Annotated in this window: 17 protein-coding genes and 1 tRNA gene; 13 read left to right on the forward strand and 5 right to left on the reverse strand. The window is 72.7% G+C overall.

Annotated elements, in window-relative coordinates:
- Nucleotides 1-228 precede the first annotated feature (228 nt).
- The 4 genes from FNX44_RS12985 to FNX44_RS13000 all read left to right on the forward strand — a co-directional run bounded on the left by FNX44_RS12985 (nt 229) and on the right by FNX44_RS13000 (nt 2,783).
- Nucleotides 229-492 carry a PTS sugar transporter subunit IIB gene (locus FNX44_RS12985; protein ID WP_143648226.1) on the forward strand — a complete coding sequence of 88 codons (264 nt, stop codon included), beginning with the start codon at nt 229-231 and terminating at the stop codon, nt 490-492.
- A gap of 165 nt (nt 493-657) precedes the next feature.
- Nucleotides 658-1,383 carry a ribonuclease PH gene (rph, locus tag FNX44_RS12990; RefSeq protein WP_143648227.1) on the forward strand — a complete coding sequence of 242 codons (726 nt, stop codon included), beginning with the start codon at nt 658-660 and terminating at the stop codon, nt 1,381-1,383.
- Nucleotides 1,384-1,461: 78 nt separating this feature from the next.
- On the forward strand, nt 1,462-2,085 hold the full coding sequence (rdgB, locus tag FNX44_RS12995) for an RdgB/HAM1 family non-canonical purine NTP pyrophosphatase (RefSeq protein WP_143648228.1): 624 nt from the start codon (nt 1,462-1,464) through the stop codon (nt 2,083-2,085).
- On the forward strand, nt 2,082-2,783 hold the full coding sequence (locus FNX44_RS13000) for an HAD family hydrolase (protein ID WP_323369322.1): 702 nt from the start codon (nt 2,082-2,084) through the stop codon (nt 2,781-2,783). The genes rdgB and FNX44_RS13000 overlap by 4 nt, the downstream gene beginning before the upstream one ends.
- 71 nt (nt 2,784-2,854) lie before the next feature.
- Here the strand turns inward: FNX44_RS13000 and FNX44_RS13005 are convergent.
- Both FNX44_RS13005 and bcp read right to left on the reverse strand, forming a co-directional pair.
- Nucleotides 2,855-2,940 (reverse strand) — tRNA-Leu (locus FNX44_RS13005).
- 50 nt (nt 2,941-2,990) lie between these two features.
- Nucleotides 2,991-3,467, reverse strand: coding sequence for a thioredoxin-dependent thiol peroxidase (bcp, locus tag FNX44_RS13010; RefSeq protein WP_143648229.1), 477 nt, complete (start codon nt 3,465-3,467; stop codon nt 2,991-2,993).
- A 169-nt stretch (nt 3,468-3,636) separates the two neighbouring features.
- Between bcp and FNX44_RS13015 the strand changes: the two genes are divergently transcribed.
- From FNX44_RS13015 to FNX44_RS13025, 3 genes are all read left to right on the forward strand, one after another.
- Nucleotides 3,637-3,954, forward strand: a complete 318-nt coding sequence (locus FNX44_RS13015) for a DUF3618 domain-containing protein (RefSeq protein ID WP_143648230.1) — start codon at nt 3,637-3,639, stop codon at nt 3,952-3,954.
- A gap of 61 nt (nt 3,955-4,015) precedes the next feature.
- Nucleotides 4,016-4,318: a GroES family chaperonin gene (locus tag FNX44_RS13020; RefSeq protein ID WP_143648240.1), complete on the forward strand. Its 303-nt coding sequence runs from the start codon at nt 4,016-4,018 to the stop codon at nt 4,316-4,318.
- Between the two features lie 204 nt (nt 4,319-4,522).
- The gene (locus FNX44_RS13025) at nt 4,523-4,843 is read left to right on the forward strand and encodes a DMT family transporter (protein ID WP_143648231.1); all 321 of its coding nucleotides are present in this window, start codon (nt 4,523-4,525) and stop codon (nt 4,841-4,843) included.
- 33 nt (nt 4,844-4,876) lie between these two features.
- On the opposite strand, the gene FNX44_RS13030 is transcribed toward FNX44_RS13025, so the two are convergent.
- Both FNX44_RS13030 and FNX44_RS13035 read right to left on the reverse strand, forming a co-directional pair.
- A complete protein-coding gene (locus FNX44_RS13030; RefSeq protein ID WP_143648232.1) occupies nt 4,877-7,210 on the reverse strand; it encodes a transglycosylase domain-containing protein in 2,334 nt (777 codons plus the stop codon).
- 348 nt (nt 7,211-7,558) lie between these two features.
- On the reverse strand, nt 7,559-8,896 hold the full coding sequence (locus FNX44_RS13035) for an SGNH/GDSL hydrolase family protein (RefSeq protein WP_143648233.1): 1,338 nt from the start codon (nt 8,894-8,896) through the stop codon (nt 7,559-7,561).
- 179 nt (nt 8,897-9,075) lie between these two features.
- On the opposite strand from FNX44_RS13035, the gene FNX44_RS13040 reads away from it, so the two are divergent.
- A complete protein-coding gene (locus FNX44_RS13040; protein ID WP_143648234.1) occupies nt 9,076-10,437 on the forward strand; it encodes a DUF445 domain-containing protein in 1,362 nt (453 codons plus the stop codon).
- 175 nt (nt 10,438-10,612) lie between these two features.
- Entirely contained in the window at nt 10,613-11,470 is an 858-nt protein-coding gene (locus FNX44_RS13045) for a fumarylacetoacetate hydrolase family protein (protein WP_143648235.1), read from the forward strand.
- A 105-nt stretch (nt 11,471-11,575) separates the two neighbouring features.
- On the opposite strand, the gene FNX44_RS13050 is transcribed toward FNX44_RS13045, so the two are convergent.
- Complete coding sequence (locus FNX44_RS13050) at nt 11,576-12,658, reverse strand: Gfo/Idh/MocA family oxidoreductase (protein ID WP_143648236.1); 1,083 nt, start codon at nt 12,656-12,658, stop codon at nt 11,576-11,578.
- A 109-nt stretch (nt 12,659-12,767) separates the two neighbouring features.
- On the opposite strand from FNX44_RS13050, the gene FNX44_RS13055 reads away from it, so the two are divergent.
- The 4 genes from FNX44_RS13055 to FNX44_RS13070 form a co-directional block, all read left to right on the forward strand.
- Nucleotides 12,768-13,550: a GntR family transcriptional regulator gene (locus FNX44_RS13055; protein WP_323369324.1), complete on the forward strand. Its 783-nt coding sequence runs from the start codon at nt 12,768-12,770 to the stop codon at nt 13,548-13,550.
- An 88-nt stretch (nt 13,551-13,638) separates the two neighbouring features.
- On the forward strand, nt 13,639-14,754 hold the full coding sequence (locus tag FNX44_RS13060; RefSeq protein ID WP_143648238.1) for a TIGR03364 family FAD-dependent oxidoreductase: 1,116 nt from the start codon (nt 13,639-13,641) through the stop codon (nt 14,752-14,754).
- 20 nt (nt 14,755-14,774) lie between these two features.
- Nucleotides 14,775-15,395 carry a phosphonatase-like hydrolase gene (locus FNX44_RS13065; protein ID WP_143648241.1) on the forward strand — a complete coding sequence of 207 codons (621 nt, stop codon included), beginning with the start codon at nt 14,775-14,777 and terminating at the stop codon, nt 15,393-15,395.
- 26 nt (nt 15,396-15,421) lie between these two features.
- A partial coding sequence (locus tag FNX44_RS13070; protein ID WP_323369326.1) for an alkaline phosphatase family protein occupies nt 15,422-16,392 on the forward strand: 971 nt, incomplete at its 3' end.

Here is a 16,392-nt window from a genome sequence, read left to right on the forward strand (position 1 = left end):
CACCGGGGGTGGGGGAGACGGCGGCGTCTCAGGGGTTACGATCTAGTGGTCTACACCACTTGAGGTTTAGACCAGTTGTAGCACGGGGCGTGAGGATAGCGGAATACTCGAATCCGGATGTTTGTCGGCCTGTGATCCCGGGCAACTCGCTCGCTCACGGGCGCGTGGACTTCCCTGTCGTTTGTTTGCCAGTTGCCGCAGACTGGTGTAGACCAGTTGGCGGACCCGATGGCGGCCCGAGCACACCAGGAGAGCAACATGGCCAGCAAGGCTGAGAAGATCGTCGCCGGACTCGGCGGCATCGACAACATCGTCGAGGTCGAGGGCTGCATCACCCGCCTCCGCACCGAGGTCGAGGACGCCTCCCTCGTCGACGAGGCCGCGCTCAAGGCCGCCGGCGCCCACGGCGTCGTCCGCATGGGCACCGCGATCCAGGTGGTCATCGGCACCGACGCCGACCCGGTCGCCGGCGAGATCGAGGACATGATGTGACGGGCTGACGCCCCGACCACCCGGGCTGACGCCCACCCCCCAGCGTACGAGGCCCGCGCCGAAAGGCGCGGGCCTCGCGTCGTCCCGGTGGGTCCCGGAGTCCCCTCTCCCCGTCCCGGGCCCTCACGTCGTGTGCCGCCGTCCGGACCAACTAGTCTCGCCCCCATGTCACGTATCGACGGCCGCACCGCCGACCAGCTCCGCCCCGTCCAGATCGAACGCGGTTGGAGCAAGCACGCCGAGGGCTCCGTGCTCGTCTCCTTCGGAGACACCAAGGTCCTCTGCACGGCCAGCGTCACCGAGGGCGTGCCGCGCTGGCGCCGCGGCAGCGGCCAGGGCTGGGTCACCGCCGAGTACGCCATGCTGCCGCGCGCCACCAACACCCGCGGCGACCGCGAGTCCGTGCGCGGCAAGATCGGCGGCCGCACCCACGAGATCTCCCGGCTCATCGGCCGCTCCCTGCGCTCGGTCGTCGATCTCTCCGCTCTCGGCGAGAACACCGTCGTCCTGGACTGCGACGTCCTCCAGGCCGACGGCGGCACCCGCACCGCCGCCATCACCGGCGCCTACGTGGCGTTGGCCGACGCGATCGACTGGGGCCGCGAGCGCAAGCTGATCAAGGCCAAGGCCAAGCCGCTGACCGGCACGGTCGCCGCCGTCAGCGTCGGCATCGTGGACGGCGTCCCGCTGCTCGACCTCCGCTACGAGGAGGACGTCAAGGCCGAGACGGACATGAACGTCGTCTGCACCGGCGACGGCCGCTTCGTCGAGGTCCAGGGCACCGCCGAGGGCGTCCCCTTCGACCGCGCCGAGCTCGACACCCTGCTCGACCTCGCCACCGCCGGCTGCGCCCAGCTCGACGGTGCCCAGCGGCAGGCCCTCGGCGTCTGACCGCTCCTCGGGCGCGCGGGCACCGGCCTCCGAGGGCCGGTGCCCGCGCGCCCGACGGGCCGCTGGATAATCGCCCGTATGCAGCGACTCGTACTCGCGACCCGCAACGCCCACAAGGTCGTCGAACTCCGCGCCATCCTCGGTGACGCCGGCCTCGGCGGCGACCGCATCGAACTCGTCGGCGCCGACGCCTACCCCGGGGTGCCTGACGTCAAGGAGACCGGCGTCACCTTCGCCGAGAACGCGCTGCTCAAGGCGCGCGCCCTCGCGCGGGCGACCGGGCTACCGGCCGTCGCCGACGACTCCGGACTCTGCGTCGACGTACTCGGCGGCGCCCCCGGCATCTTCTCCGCCCGCTGGGCCGGCCGGCACGGCGACGACCGCGCCAACCTCGAACTGCTCCTCGCCCAGCTCGCCGACATCGACGACCGGCACCGCGGCGCCCACTTCGCCTGCGCCGCCGCCCTCGCGCTGCCGGACGGCACCGAGCACGTCGTGGAGGGCCGCCTCACCGGCACCCTGCGCCACGCGCCCGCCGGCTCCGGCGGCTTCGGCTACGACCCGATCCTCCAGCCCGACGGCGAGCGGCGCACCTGCGCCGAACTCACCCCCGACGAGAAGAACGCCATCAGCCACCGCGGCCGAGCCTTCCGCGCCCTCGCCCCGCTCGTCCGCGACCTGCTGCCCGGCGGTGGCGCGTGAGCGCCGCCGAGCAGCGGGCCGCCGCCTCCGGTCACCTGCCCGAGACCGTCCAGGCCGTCGTCTTCGACTGCGACGGGCTGCTCGTGGAGACCGAGAGCCGCTGGACGATCGCCGAGACCGCGCTGTTCCGCTCCTACGGCCGTCCCTTCGGACCCGAGGAGAAGGCGCTGCTCATCGGCCGGGCACTGCCGGAGGCGGGCGAGGCCATCGCCGCCCACCTCGGCCGGCCCGGCGCCGGGCCGGAACTCGCCGCCGAACTGCTGAGCACCGTGCGGCAGGAGTTCACCGCCGACATGGAGCCGATGCCCGGCGCCCGGGAGCTCGTGTCGGCCTGCCGGGCCGTCGTCCCGGTGGCGGTGGCCAGCAACAGCCCGCGTGAGCTGGTGGAGCTGGCGCTGAAGTCCGCCGGGCTCGCCGACCTCTTCGAGCACACCGTCACCGTCGAGGACGTCGCGGCGGGCAAGCCCGCCCCGGACCTCTACCTGGCCGCGTGCGCGGCGCTGGGCGCCGACCCGGCACGGTCGGTGGCCTTCGAGGACTCCGCGACCGGGGCCGCCGCCGCGCGGGCGGCCGGTATGCACGTGGCCGTGGTGCCGTCGCTGCCCGGCACCGCCCCCGACCACGACTGGCTCGGCGACTCCCTCGCCGCCCCGGAGGTTCGCGTCTGGGCGCGGACCCTGCGCCGCGCCGCCGCTTAGGGGCTGACCCCGAACGGCGACCGCCCCGGCCCGCACGTGGTGCGCGGGCCGGGGCGGTCGCCGTCTCCCGGTGCGGCCGGTGGGATTCGAACCCACACGGGTGTGAGAACCCACTGGGACCTAAACCCAGCATGACTGCCAGTTCCATCACGGCCGCCGGACGGTGACATGTTAGCCGGACGGCGGGCGCCCGGTCAGCCGTGTTGATCAGTCCTCGGCGATCTTCAGGTCGCGGAGCAGCTTGGCGACGTGCCCGGTCGCCTTCACGTTGTACAGGGCACGCTCGACCTTGCCGTTCTCGTCGACGATCACCGTGGAGCGGATCACGCCGGTCACCACCTTGCCGTACAGCTTCTTCTCGCCGAAGGCACCGTAGGCGGCCAGCACCTCCTTCTCCGGGTCGCCGACCAGAGTGACGGACAGCTCCTCCTTCTCCCGGAACCTCGCCAGCTTCTCCGGCTTGTCGGGGGAGACGCCGACGACGTCGTAGCCGGCGTCCGCGAGCAGCCCGAGGTTGTCGGTGAAGTCGCAGGCCTGCTTGGTGCAGCCCGGGGTGAGCGCGGCCGGGTAGAAGTAGACGATGACCTTCCGCCCGGCGTAGTCCGCCAGGGACACCTCCTTGCCGTCGGCGTCCTGCAGGGTGAACGCGGGCGCGGGATCGCCCGGCTGAAGTCGCTCGCTCATCATCGCTCCTCTGGTACTCGTGTTCCGCCGGGTCCACAACCACCGGCCCGGCCGAGCCTAACCGGCAACCGGAGGACAACGGACGGACAACCGTGAGACCGGTGGGGCGCGTGGCACAGTGAGCTGACAGACTGTTCCGCAGCGATGACAAGACGACGGAGGCAGCGCGGTGGCCGCAGCGAAGAGCCCGGCAGAGATTGAGGCAGAGATCGTCCGCAGCAGGCAGCGCTTGGCCGCCACGCTCGACGAGCTCGCCGTACGGGTGCACCCCAGCACGATCATGGACGACGCGAAGGCCCGCGCCGCGGCGGCCGTCGACCGCACCGCGGGCCGGGCGTACGTCGCGGTGAACCGGTCGCTCGGCCAGGTCCGCGCCCAGCTGACGCACGAGGACGGCTCGCCGCGGCTGGAGCGGGTGGTGCCGCTGGTCGTGGCGACGGTCGTGGTGATCGGCCTGCTCGGCTCGGCTCGACGGCGGCGTGACTGAGCGCTTGATATACGGTCGTGCCGTGAGTTCCGAAACCGCCCACGACAAACTGCCCATCCGGATGCTGCACGACCGTGTGCTCGTCCGTACCGACACCCCCGAGGGGGAGCGCCGCTCCACCGGCGGCATCGTCATCCCCGCCACCGCCGCGGTCGGCCGCCGGCTGGCGTGGGCCGAGGTCGTCGCGGTGGGACAGAACGTCCGCACGGTCGAGCCCGGCGACCGGGTCCTGTACGACCCGGAGGACCGGGCCGAGGTCGAGGTGCGGGGCGTCGCCTACGTGCTGATGCGGGAACGCGACCTGCACGCGGTGGCCGCCGAGCGGCTCGAGGGCTCCGAGGACTCGACCGGCCTCTACCTGTAGACCTGTAGACCTGTGGACCCGTAGGCGCCCCAGCGCCGGACTCCTCGCACGCCCCGCGCACGGCCCCGGCCGTACGCGGGGCGTGTTGCTACCCTGGGACACGCCCGACGAGACGCGCCGTACCGGGCCGCCCCTGGTGGACACGCCGGGGCCAACGCAAAGACGACGCACCCCTGAGAAGACGTTTCTCCCGGAGGTGCCGTCATGGCCTGGATACTGTTGCTCGTCGCCGGTCTGCTGGAGGTCGGCTGGTCGATCGGCATGAAGTACACCGAGGGTTTCACCCGGCTGTGGCCGAGCGTGTTCACCGTCCTCGGCATCGCGGCCAGCATGCTGCTGCTGGCGCAGGCCGCCCGCACCCTCCCGATCGGCACCGCCTACGGCGTGTGGGTCGGGATCGGCGCGGCCGGCGCCGCGATCCTCGGCATCCTCGTGCTGGGCGAGCCGGTGACGGCCGCCCGGATCTTCTTCATCTCGCTGCTGCTGGTGGCCGTGGTGGGCCTCAAGGCCACCTCCGGCCACTGAGCACCCTCAGGGCACTGTGAGCGGCCTCCGGCGTCAGCCGGTCGGGCGGAACGGGGCGAAGAAGCTGTCGCCGGGCCCGGTGCCCGCCGGCGCCTCGGGCGTCTCCGCGCCGCCGTCGCCGGTGCCCGGGTCGGTGCCGGGGGAGCCGCCGGGCGTGCCGCCGGGGGTTCCCGGCTGATCGTCGCCCTCCCCGGTGCCGGGCTGCCCGGTGCCGGGGGTGTTCTGGTCCTGGCCGCCGTCCGCGTTGCCCTTCTCGTCGCCGCCGTCGTCCGCGCCGCCGTCGGCGTTCTCGTCCTGCTCCTCCTCGTCCTCCGGAGTCTCCGGCTCGTCGTCCGGCTCCTGCGGGGCCTCGGGGGTCTCCTGCGGCGGCGGCTGGACGTTCTCCGCCTCCAGGTCGAAGTCCTTGTACGGCTTCCCGGCCAGCGCCGCGCCCGTGTACTGGGCCCAGATCCGGGCCGGGTAGCCGCCCCCGCTGATGCGCGGCTCGCCGAGCGCGCCGTGCAGCGACTTCTGCTCTCCGGTCTGCGAGTCCTGGCCCATGACGGCGACCACCGTCACCAGGTCGGGCGTGTAGCCGGCGAACCAGGCGGCGGTGTTGCCCTCGGCGGTGCCGGTCTTGCCGGCGGCCGGGCGGCCGGCGGCCTTGGCGTTGACGCCGCTGCCGTTGTCGACGACGCTGCGCAGCACGGCGGTGGTGGAGTCGGCGGCCGCGCGGCTGATCGCCCGCGTGGTCTCGCGCTCCGGGAGCTGGATCTCCTCGCCGCCCCGGGCGATCTTCGACACGAGGGTGTAGGGGCGCTCCTCGCCGTGGTTGGCGAGCGAGGTGTACGCGTGCGCGACGTCCAGCGTGCTGGGCGTCGCGGTGCCGAGCGAGACCGAAGCCTGGGCTTCCGCCAGCTCGGGGGTGTCGGCGGGGATGCCGAGCTTGATGATCGTCTCCTTGACCTTCTCCGGGCCGACGTCGACACCCATCTGGGCGAAGACGGAGTTCACGGACTTGTCCATGCCCTCGGTGACCGAGATCGGGCCGTAGGAGACGTTGCCCTCGTTCTGCGGCGCCCAGCTTGTCTGCTGTCCGTCCCGGCCCACGACCGGGCGGCGGCTGGTGCCGTCGTAGGTGGTGTACGGGCCGATGCGCTGCCCGCCCCGCGTGCTGGACCCGTTCTCCATGGCCGCCGCGTACACGAACGGCTTGAAGGTCGAAGCAGCCTGGTAGTCGCGCCTGGTGGCGTTGTTCACGAACTGCTTCACGTAGTCGAGACCGCCGTACATGGCCACGACCTCGCCGGTCTCCGGGTCGATCGACGTCCCGCCGGCCCGCACGTACTTGTCGACCTCGCGGGAGTCGTCGACCTTGCTGAGCAGCTGCTCCTCGACGGACTTCACGAACGCCTGCTGGCGCTTGCGGTCGATGGTGGTGGTGATGCGGTAGCCGCCGGTCCGCAGACGCTCCTCGTCGAGGATGTCGTTCCTGACGATGTGGTCCTTGACGGCTTTGACGAGGTAGCCGCGCTGGCCGGAGTGGCCGGTGGGGGCGCTGGCCTCCTTCGGCTCGGGGAACTTCATCCCGGCCCGCTCGCCGGCGGGCAGCCAACCCTCCTTGACCATGCCGTCCAGCACGTAGTTCCAGCGGGCCACGGCCTTGCCCCGGTTCTCCGGGACCGCGGACACGTCGAAGGCGCTGGGGGAGTTGACCAGGGCGGCGAGGTACGCGCCCTCCTCGGTGGTCAGGTCGTCGGAGTTCTTGCCGTAGTAGGCCTGCGCGGCGGCCTGGATGCCGTAGGCGTTGCGGCCGTAGTAGCTGGTGTTCAGGTAGCCGACGAGGATGTCGTCCTTGCTGACCTCCCGGTCCAGCTTGATCGCGATGAAGAACTCCTTCGCCTTCCGGGTCATCGTCCGGTCCTGGGTCAGGTAGTAGTTCTTCACGTACTGCTGGGTGATCGTGGAACCGGACTGCTTGCCCTCGCCGCGCAGCATGTTCCACGCCGCCCTCGCCATCGCCTTGGGGTCGACGGCCGGCTTGGTGTAGAAGTCCCGGTCCTCGGCTGCGAGCACCGCGTGCTGCACGGTCTTGGGGATCTGCCCGAGGGTGACGTTCTCCCGGTTGACCTCGCCGTCCTTGGCGATCACCGAGCCGTCGGAGTACAGGTAGACGTTGCTCTGCGCGGCGGCGGCCTTGTTGGGCTCGTCCGGGATGTCCACCAGCAGGTAGCCGGTGACCATGGTGCCGGTCCCCAGGAGCAGCACGAGCAGCACGCCGCCGAGCACCATCCGCCAGGTGGGCAGCAGCCGGCGCAGCCCGGTGCGCCGGGGCCGTGCGTCCGCCGGTGCGCTCCCCTGGGCGGTGCTGTTCGGATCGTCGCTCATCTGTTCTGGGACTCCTCGTCCGGGTCGGGCGGCCCACCCCGCGCTGTCCGGTGCCGCTGCCGCGGCGACGCGACACCGCGGCATCCGGTCACCATCGCACCGCGTGGGCCGTTCCGTGCCGCCTGGCGGTGCCCTCGGCGCACGCGCCAGGCCGTTTGGTCTGCGGTCGTCACCCGATCCGGCGAACCGCGACCGGTCTCGTCGCGGGTGCGCCGAACGGTCGTGCGATCCCGCCGGATACGGGATCCTCCTGAATACAAGACGCACAAGGGGCGCAAATGGATGCGGCGAGACGTGAGCGGTTGCTCACACACCGCCCGGCGGGGGCGGCGGGAAGCCGGTCGGAGGTCATTCGGCGGAGACCCGGGTGCTCCGGTCGCTGGCGATCAACCGCAGGTCCACGGCCTGCGCCATGGCCCGGAAGCCGTTGTCGCCCGGGTGCAGGTTGTCTCCGGAGTCGTACGCGGTGCGCATACGTTCGGGTGCGGCCGGGTCCCGCAGCGCGGCGTCGAAGTCGACGACCCCGTCGAACGCCTCGCTCGCCCGGATGCGCTCGTTGACCCGCTGCCGGGCCGCCTCCCGCTCCGGGGTGTGCTTGCGGTGGCCGGCGAACGGGGTGAGCGTGCCGACGACCACCCGCAGCCCCCGGCTCTGCGCCTGTGCCGCCAGCCGCTCCAGGCCGTGCACTATCACCGCCGGGTCGATTGGGCCCGGATGCTTGAGGATGTCGTTGATACCGAGCTGGATCACCACCGTCCGCACGCCGGTGCGGGACAGCGCGTCGCGTTCCATCCGGGCCAGCGCGCTCGGACCGTTGTACGCGAAGCGGGCGGTGCCGTCGACGAGGACCCGGTTGCCGCTGATGCCCGAGTTGAGCACGCTGTAGGCGGGCGCGCCGCGCTCGGTGCGCAGCCGCTCGGCGAGGAAGTCCGGCCAGCGGCGGTTGGCGCCGGGACTGGAGGTGATGCCGTCGGTGATCGAGTCGCCGATGACCACCACCGCGCCCTCGGTCTCCGTCGTCCACACGTCCACACCGGTCACGTAGCGCCAGTACGGGCTCTGCGTTGTGTACGCGCTGCCGTCCGTCTCGGCGGCCCGGTCGCCGCTCGCCAGATAGCTGGTCTGCCGGGCGAAGGGGTGGTAGGTGACCGCGCCGGAGCGGGTCGCGGAGTACGTCGTCACCAGCAGGTCGGCGGAGTGCGGCACGGTCAGCCGGACCGCGTCGCTGGTCACGGTCCCGCCGGGCGGGATCGTCACCGACTCCTGGGTGCCGAAGGTGAGCCGGCGCATCGTGCCGGGGGCGGCGGCCGGGGCGCTGGGCGCGGCGGCGAGCGCGAGCGTGGCGTGGTCGATGGTCAGCGGACGGTCGCCGAACAGGTTGGACAGCTGCACGCGCGCGGCGGTGCCGCCGACGGAGGTGTGCACGATGTTGCGGATCGAGGTGTCCGGGTGGCCGCGCGGGGCGTCGGGCTCGCTCGCCGCGGCGGCGGTGGCCCAGGTGCCGACCCAGTTGCCGGAGGAGGCCGGCGCCGCCTGCCCGCCGCCACCGTTCGCGCGGCGCGGCGTCTCCCGACCGCCGAAGCCGACGAAGATCGCCGTGGAGACGAGCACGACGATCGCCGCGAAGCCCGCGAGGAACGCGTAGCCCGCGTTCCTGCTCTTCACGGGCCGCCTGCCAGCGGTCATTCTCTCCCCCTCGGGCCTTCCCTGATGCGTCAGACATGATCCCATGTGCCGCCCGGCGTTCCGCGCCCGTCCCGAGTGCCTCCGGGGGAGGGGACGCGGGCGCGGCGCGGCGCGTTGCGCCGCGGCACGTGTTCCGCGTCTCACCGGGCGTCCCGCGTCTTCCGCCGGGCCCGGCGACAATGCAAGCCGGGACACGACACTGGGCGGAGCCGATGGAACGGACGACGGACACCGACGAACGGCCGGAGCGCCATCCGGTCGCGCACATCACCAGGGACCTGGGAGAGTTCACCGCCGCCGACGCGGAGAAGCAGCGCGGCGTACGGCGGATGAAGACGATCGCCACCGGCGCCCTCGTACTGGCCGCCGTGGTGTACGTCCTGGCCACCTGGGCCGAACGGTCGGGTGCCGGCGCATGGGCCGGATACGTGGCGGCGGCCGCGGAGGCCGGCATGGTCGGGGCTCTCGCCGACTGGTTCGCCGTCACCGCGCTCTTCAAGCGTCCCATGGGCCTGCCCATTCCGCACACCGCCATCATCCGCACCAAGAAGGACCAACTGGGCCGCAACCTCGGCGACTTCGTCGGCGACAACTTCCTCGGCGAGGACGTGGTGCGGCAGCGGCTGCGGTCGGTGGGCATCAGCCGCCGGCTCGGGGCCTGGCTCGCCGAGCCGGCCAACGCGGACCGCGTCACCACCGAGCTGGCGACCGCGCTGCGCGGCGCGCTCACCGTCATGCGCGACTCCGACGTACGGGCGGTCGTCGGCGAGGCGATCACCCGGCGGGCCGACGCCCAGGAGATCGCGCCCGGCCTGGGCACGATGCTCGACCGCGTCGTCTCCGACGGCGGCCACCACAAGGCCGTCGACCTGATCTGCGCCAAGGCCCACGACTGGCTCGTGCTGCACCGCGAGTCGGTCATGGAGGCGGTCGCCGGCGGCGCGCCCGGCTGGACGCCGCGCTTCGTCGACCAGAAGATCGGCGACCGCGTCTACCGCGAGCTGCTGCGCTTCGTCACCGAGATGCGGGACATGCCGGACCACCCGGCGCGCGGCACGATCGACACCTTCCTGACGGACTTCGCGACCGAGCTGCGCGAGGACCCCGCCACGAGGGAGAAGGTCGAGCGGCTGAAGTCGGAGATCCTCGCCCGAGGCGAGGTCCAGGACGTGATCAGCTCCGCCTGGACGTCGGTGCGCACCTCACTGCTGACCGCCGCCGAGGACGAGCGCAGCGAACTGCGGCTGCGCACCCGGGCCGGGCTGCTCTCCCTCGGCGCCCGGCTCGCCGAGGACGACCGGCTCCAGACCAAGGTCGACCGGTGGATCGAGGACGCCGCCACCCATGTCGTCACCACCTACCAGGCCGAGATCACCGGACTGATCACCGACACCGTCGCCGGCTGGGACGCCGAGCAGACCTCCCGCAAGATCGAGGCGAACATCGGCCGCGACCTCCAGTTCATCCGGATCAACGGCACGGTCGTGGGTGCGCTGGCCGGCCTGACCATCCACACGGTGACCCACGCGCTCGGCGGCTGAAGGCGGCGGCTGAAGCCGGCGGCTCACGGCGGGCGGCGGACTCCGGCGAGAGGTCGATTCCGGAAGTTACGGTCCAGTACTCGGGCGCTGCTTGCGCGTGGCCACCCGGCCTTGGAGGATCGTCCGAACCCTCGATGGCCGTCCCCATCGCGACCTTCGACCACGGGAGTGTGCCGTGAAACTGCTGCGTGTTGGACCGGTGGGGGCGGAACGTCCGGCGGCCCTCGACGAGCGGGGCGTGCTGCGCGACCTGTCCGGGCTGGTGCCCGACGTGGACGGGAGCCTGCTCGCCGACGAGACCGCGCTCGCCCGGATCAGGCAGGAACTCGCCGGGGGCCGACTGCCCGTGCTCGACCAGGCCGGACTGCGGATCGGGCCGCCGCTCGGCGGCATCGGCAAGATCGTGTGCATCGGACTCAACTACCGCGACCACGCCGAGGAGACCGGCCAGGCGATCCCCGAGGAGCCACTGGTCTTCATGAAGGCCCCCGACACCGTCGTCGGCCCCGAGGACACCGTGCTCATCCCGCGCGGCAGCGTACGTACGGACTGGGAGGTCGAACTGGCGGTGGTCATCGGCCGCACCGCCCGCTACCTGGAGAGCACCGAACAGGCGCTCGGCGTGATCGCCGGGTACACCATCACCCACGACGTCTCCGAGCGCGAGTTCATGCTGGAGCGCGGCGGCCAGTGGGACAAGGGCAAGAACTGCGAGACGTTCAACCCGCTCGGCCCATGGCTGGTCACCGCCGACGAGGTGCCCGATCCGCAGCGCCTCGGCCTCCGGCTGCGGGTCAACGGCGCGCTCAAGCAGCATGGCAGCACCGCCGACCAGATCTTCCCCGTCGCCGAAGTCGTCCGCTACCTCAGCCAGTTCATGGTGCTGCGGCCCGGCGACGTGATCAACACCGGCACCCCGGCGGGCGTCGCCAACGGCCAGCCCTACCCGAAGCCGTTCCTGCGCCCGGGGGACGTGGTGGAGCTCGAGGTCGACGGACTGGGCCGCCAACGCCAGGAGTTCAAGAGCGCGTAGTCGGAAGCGTCCGGCGCCGGCCGGGGTCCGTGCGGCCCCGGCCGGTGTCCGGGTCGGCCCGGGAGGCGGGGCGTGCGTCACCCCGCGGCCCCGGCGGGCCGCCGCTCAGCCCAGGCGCACGACCCGCCCCTCGGCGGCCGACACCCGGGCGGCCTCCAGCACCCGCAGCACCTCGGCGGCCTCGGCGGCGCTCACCGGCGGCTCGCCGCCACTCCGCAGCGCCTCCGCCACCGCCGCGTAGTACGCCGGGTAGTCGCCGTCCCGGGTCGGCACCGGCTCGGTCCGCTCGGTGCTGCCGAGTGTTCCCCAGGCGGACTCCTCCTCCGCGCCCCAGCGCGCGCCCGGCTCCGGCCGCCGACCGGCCCGAAGCTGGTCCTCCTGCGGGTCCAGCCCGTACTTCACATAGCCCGCCCGGTCACCCAGCACCCGGAAGCGCGGGCCCGGCTGGGCGGCGAGCGCACTCACCCAAAGGTGTGAACGGACCCCGCTGCGGTGGGTCAGCGCCAGGAACGTGTCGTCGTCCGCCCCGCCATCCGCCCGCCGCACGTCCGCCTCGGCGTACACCGAGACCACCGGGCCGAACAGGCTCACCGCCTGGTCGACGACATGACTCCCGAGGTCGTACAGCAGCCCGCCCAGCTCCAACGGGTCCCCCGACTCCCGCCAACCGCCCTTGAGCCGGGGCCGCCAGCGCTCGAACCGTGACTCGAACCGGTGAATCGTGCCGAGCGTGCCCTCGGCCATCAGGTCGCGCACGGTCAGGAAGTCGCCGTCCCAGCGGCGGTTCTGGAAGACCGACAGCAGCAGTCCGCGTTCGGCGGCCAGCGCCCCCAGGGCCTCCGCCTCCGCCGCCGTCCCGGCCAGCGGCTTGTCCACCACGACCGGCAGCCCGGCGCGCAACGCCCGCTCGGCGAGTTCCACATGGGTCCGGTTGGGGGACGCGACCACCACCAGATCAAGCCGGTCGGCGTCCGCGAACAACGCGTCCGCGTCCGGGACCGTCCGCGCCCCCGGATACGCCTCGGACGCCGACCGCCGCCGGTCGGGATCGGAGGTCACGATCGCGTCCAGCCTGAGTTCGGGCACGGCGTTGACCAGCGGGGCGTGGAAGAACGACCCCGCGACCCCGTAACCGATCAACCCCACCCGCAGAGGGGCGCCGCCGTTGCTGCTCCTGCTGGTGTTCATTCTCGTCCTTCGCTGCCGGGGGCGCTGCCGCGCCGAATGCTAGTCCCGTGACCCCGGTGCCGGGATCGCGCATCCCGGCAGCTCCCGCCGGCCTGCCAGGATGGCGGGAGTGAGCAGGCGTGAGATCCCACAGCTTCCCGAGGACAGTTCCGCACCGATCCGCGACGGCGTGCCCGAGCACGGCCGGGTGCCGAAGTACTACGCGGTCAAGGCGCGGGTCGCCGCGCTGCTGGAGGAGTTGGGCGAGGGCGGGGCGCTGCCCGCCGAGCGCGAGCTGGCCGAGCGCTTCGGCGCGGCGCGCGAGACCGTGCGGCAGGCGCTGCGCGAGCTGCTGCTGGAGGGCCGCGTCCGGCGGCGGGGCCGGTCGACGGTGGTGGCAGGGCCCAAACTGACCCAGCCGCTGTCACTGGACAGCTACACCGAGGGCATCCGCCGACGCGGTCTGCGACCCGGCCGGACGCTGATCTCCCTCGACCGCCACCCGGCCCCGGCAAAACTCGCCGGGGAGCTGGGCGTCGCGTCCGGCGACCCGGTCTGGCACCTGGAACGCGTCCTGCTCGCCGACGACGAACGCGTCGGCCTGGAGAGCACCTTCACACCCGTGGCGCTCCTGCCCGACCTGGCCGACGAGTTCGACCCCGCCACCTCCTTCTACCGGTATCTGCGAGAGCACAAGGATCTGGTCTGCGCGGGCGGCGAGGAGCGGCTGGAGACGGTACTGGCCACACCCCGCGAGGCTCTGCTGATCGGCACCCCTCCGGCACTCCCCATGCTGCTCATCCACCGACTCACCCGTGACCCCGCGGGCCGGCCCCTGGAGCGGGTCAGAACCCTCTACCGAGGCGACCGCTTCAGCTTCACCGCAACATTGAAGGCGGTAACGGATCGATAACCGGTCTGGTCCAAACTTGGCGACGCGTTCACCCCCGCGTCGCCCCTCGGCCCAGACCGGGACACGCCACGGCGAGACCGTCTTCGCCATGCGAGTCATCGTTGTGGGAGGCGGCGTGCTGGGCACCATGCACGCCTGGCAGGCCGTCCGACGCGGCCACGAGGTCGTCCAGCTGGAACGCGAACCGCAGGCGCGCGGCGCCTCGGTGCGGAACTTCGGCCTGGTCTGGGTCGGCGGCCGCGCCCCCGGCGTCGAACTGGACACCGCGCTGCGCGCCCGCGCGCTGTGGGAGGAGATCGGCGACCGGGTCCCCGCCCTCGGCTTCCGCACCGGCGGCAGCCTCACCGTCGTCCGGACGGCCGCCGAACTCGCCGTCGCCAAAGCCGCCGCCGAAGCCCCGGAGGCGGCGGCCCGGGGGCACCGACTTCTCGATACCAAGCAGGCGTTGGCGCTCAACCCGGCCTTGCGCGGCCTGACCGACGGCACCCTCGGCGCGCTGTGGTGCGAGCGCGACGCGGCCGTCGAACCCCGCACCGCCCAACGCGCCCTCCAGGACCACCTCCGCACCACCGGCCGCTACACCTTCCTCGGCGGCCGCGAGATCCGGGCCGTGGACGGCCCGTCCGTCACCGACGACCACGGCGAGCGGCACTCCGGCGACTGCGTCGTCCTGTGCCCCGGCGACCGCGTCGGCGGACTCGTCCGCGAGCTGGCACCCGAACTCCCCGTCCGCCGCGTCCGGTTGCAGATGATGCAGACCGCGCCGCTCGACGAGCGGCTGACCACCTCCGTCGCCGACGCCGACAGCTTCCGCTACTACCCGGCCTACCACAGCGACGAACTCGACCGCGTCCAACCCCAGCCGCCCGTCGCCGCCGAACACCACATGCAGCTGCTGATGGTGCAACGAGCCGACGGCTCCCTCACCGTCGGCGACACCCACGAGTACGAGCAGCCCTTCGGCTTCGACGTCGACGAACGCCCCTACGAGCACCTCGCCGCCGTCGCCACCGCACTGCTCGGCCGCCCGCTGCCACCCGTCCGGCGCCGCTGGGCCGGCGTCTACGCCCAGTGCCTCGACCCGACGCGGCTCGTCGCCCGCCACCGCCTCGACCGCGGAACGCTTGTCACCGGCCCCGGCGGGCGAGGCATGACCTGCTCCCCGGCCATCGCCGAGGACACCGCGAAGGAGTTGAACTGGTGATCACGCTGGTCGTACTCGACATGGCGGGTACCACAGTCGCCGACGACGGCCTCGTCGAAACCGCCTTCCGCGCCGCCCTCCCCGACCACACCCCCGACCAACTCGCCTACGTGCAGGCAACGATGGGCGAGTCCAAGATCAAGGTCTTCCGCCACCTCCTGGCCGGCGACGAGACCCGCGCCCAACACGCCAACGCCGCCTTCGAGCACGCCTACGCGCGACTCGTCGACGAAGGCGCCTGCACCGAGGTGCCCGGCGCCCGCGAAACGATCGAACGCCTACGCGCCGACGGCCGCACCGTCGTCCTCACCACCGGTTTCGCCCGCACCACCCAGGACCGGCTGCTGCGCGCCCTCGGCTGGCAGGACCTCGCCGACCTCACCCTCTGCCCCGCCGACGCCGGACGCGGCCGACCCCACCCCGACCTACCGCTCACCGCCCTGCTGCGCACCCGCGCCGCCGACGACGTACGACAACTCGCAGTCTGCGGCGACACCGTCTCCGACGTCCGCAGCGGCCTCAGCGCAGGCGCCGGCCTGGTCGCCGCCGTACTCACCGGCGCCCACACCGAGCCCGACCTACGCGCCGCCGGCGCCCACCACGTCCTCCCCTCCATCACCGATCTCCCAGGCCTGCTGTGAGCCCCCTACCTCCCAGGAGTCGACACGTGCCCCGCGCTTCCGCCACCGCCGTGGCCGCTGCCCTCGGCGCCCTCGCCGCCGTCACCGTGACCGCGCCCGCCCCGGCCACCGCCGCGCCGCCCTCCGAGACCGACACCGCCCGCACCGCCAAGGTGCTCGTCATCGGCCTCGACGGACTCAACCTCGACCGCGTCCAGGCCGCCGACGCCCCGAACCTGAAATCCCTCATGCGGCAGGGCGTCACCGCCCCCAGCCGCCTCTACGCCCAACCCATGGCCGCCACCTCCTCCGGCCCCGGCTGGTCCACCGTCGCCACCGGCGTCTGGCCGGACAAGCACGGCGTCAAGGACAACAGCTTCCGGGGCAAGCGCTTCGACCAGCACCCCGACTTCCTCACCCGCATCGAGCAGGCCCGACCCGAGCTGCGCACCTACGCCGCCGCCGACTGGGAACCGATCACCTCCACCGACCAGAACGGCCCGATCTTCTCCCCGGCCGTCGACACCAGGTTCAACCTGAAGGGCGACCGCGACGGCTACCGCCAGGAAGACCCCAAGATCGCCGACCACGCCGTCAACCAACTCCGCGCCTCCCGCGGCCCCGACGCCTCCTTCGTCTACCTCGGCGAGATCGACGAGGCCGGCCACCGCCACGGCGCCGCCAGCCCCCGGTACCTGGAGGCCATAGCCCGCAGCGACCGCCTCGTCGGCCGCATCCTCGACGCCGTCCGCTCCCGCACCACCTACGCCGACGAGGACTGGCTGATCCAGCTCACCACCGACCACGGCCACACCAACCGCGGCGGCCACGGCGGTTCCTCCCCCGAGGAACGCCAGACCTTCGTCATCGCCAACGGCCCCGGCATCACTCCCGGCTCCACCCGCCACGACGTACGACTCGTCGACGTCGCCGCCACCGCCCTCGACCACCTCGGCCTCAGCACCGAAGGCCTCGACGGCCGCCCCCTGCGCCAACCCGACACCGACCCCTTCGACAC

Origin of the sequence: Streptomyces alkaliterrae, from assembly GCF_007097205.2 — a bacterium.
Classification (GTDB): Bacteria; Actinomycetota; Actinomycetes; order Streptomycetales; family Streptomycetaceae; genus Streptomyces; species Streptomyces alkaliterrae.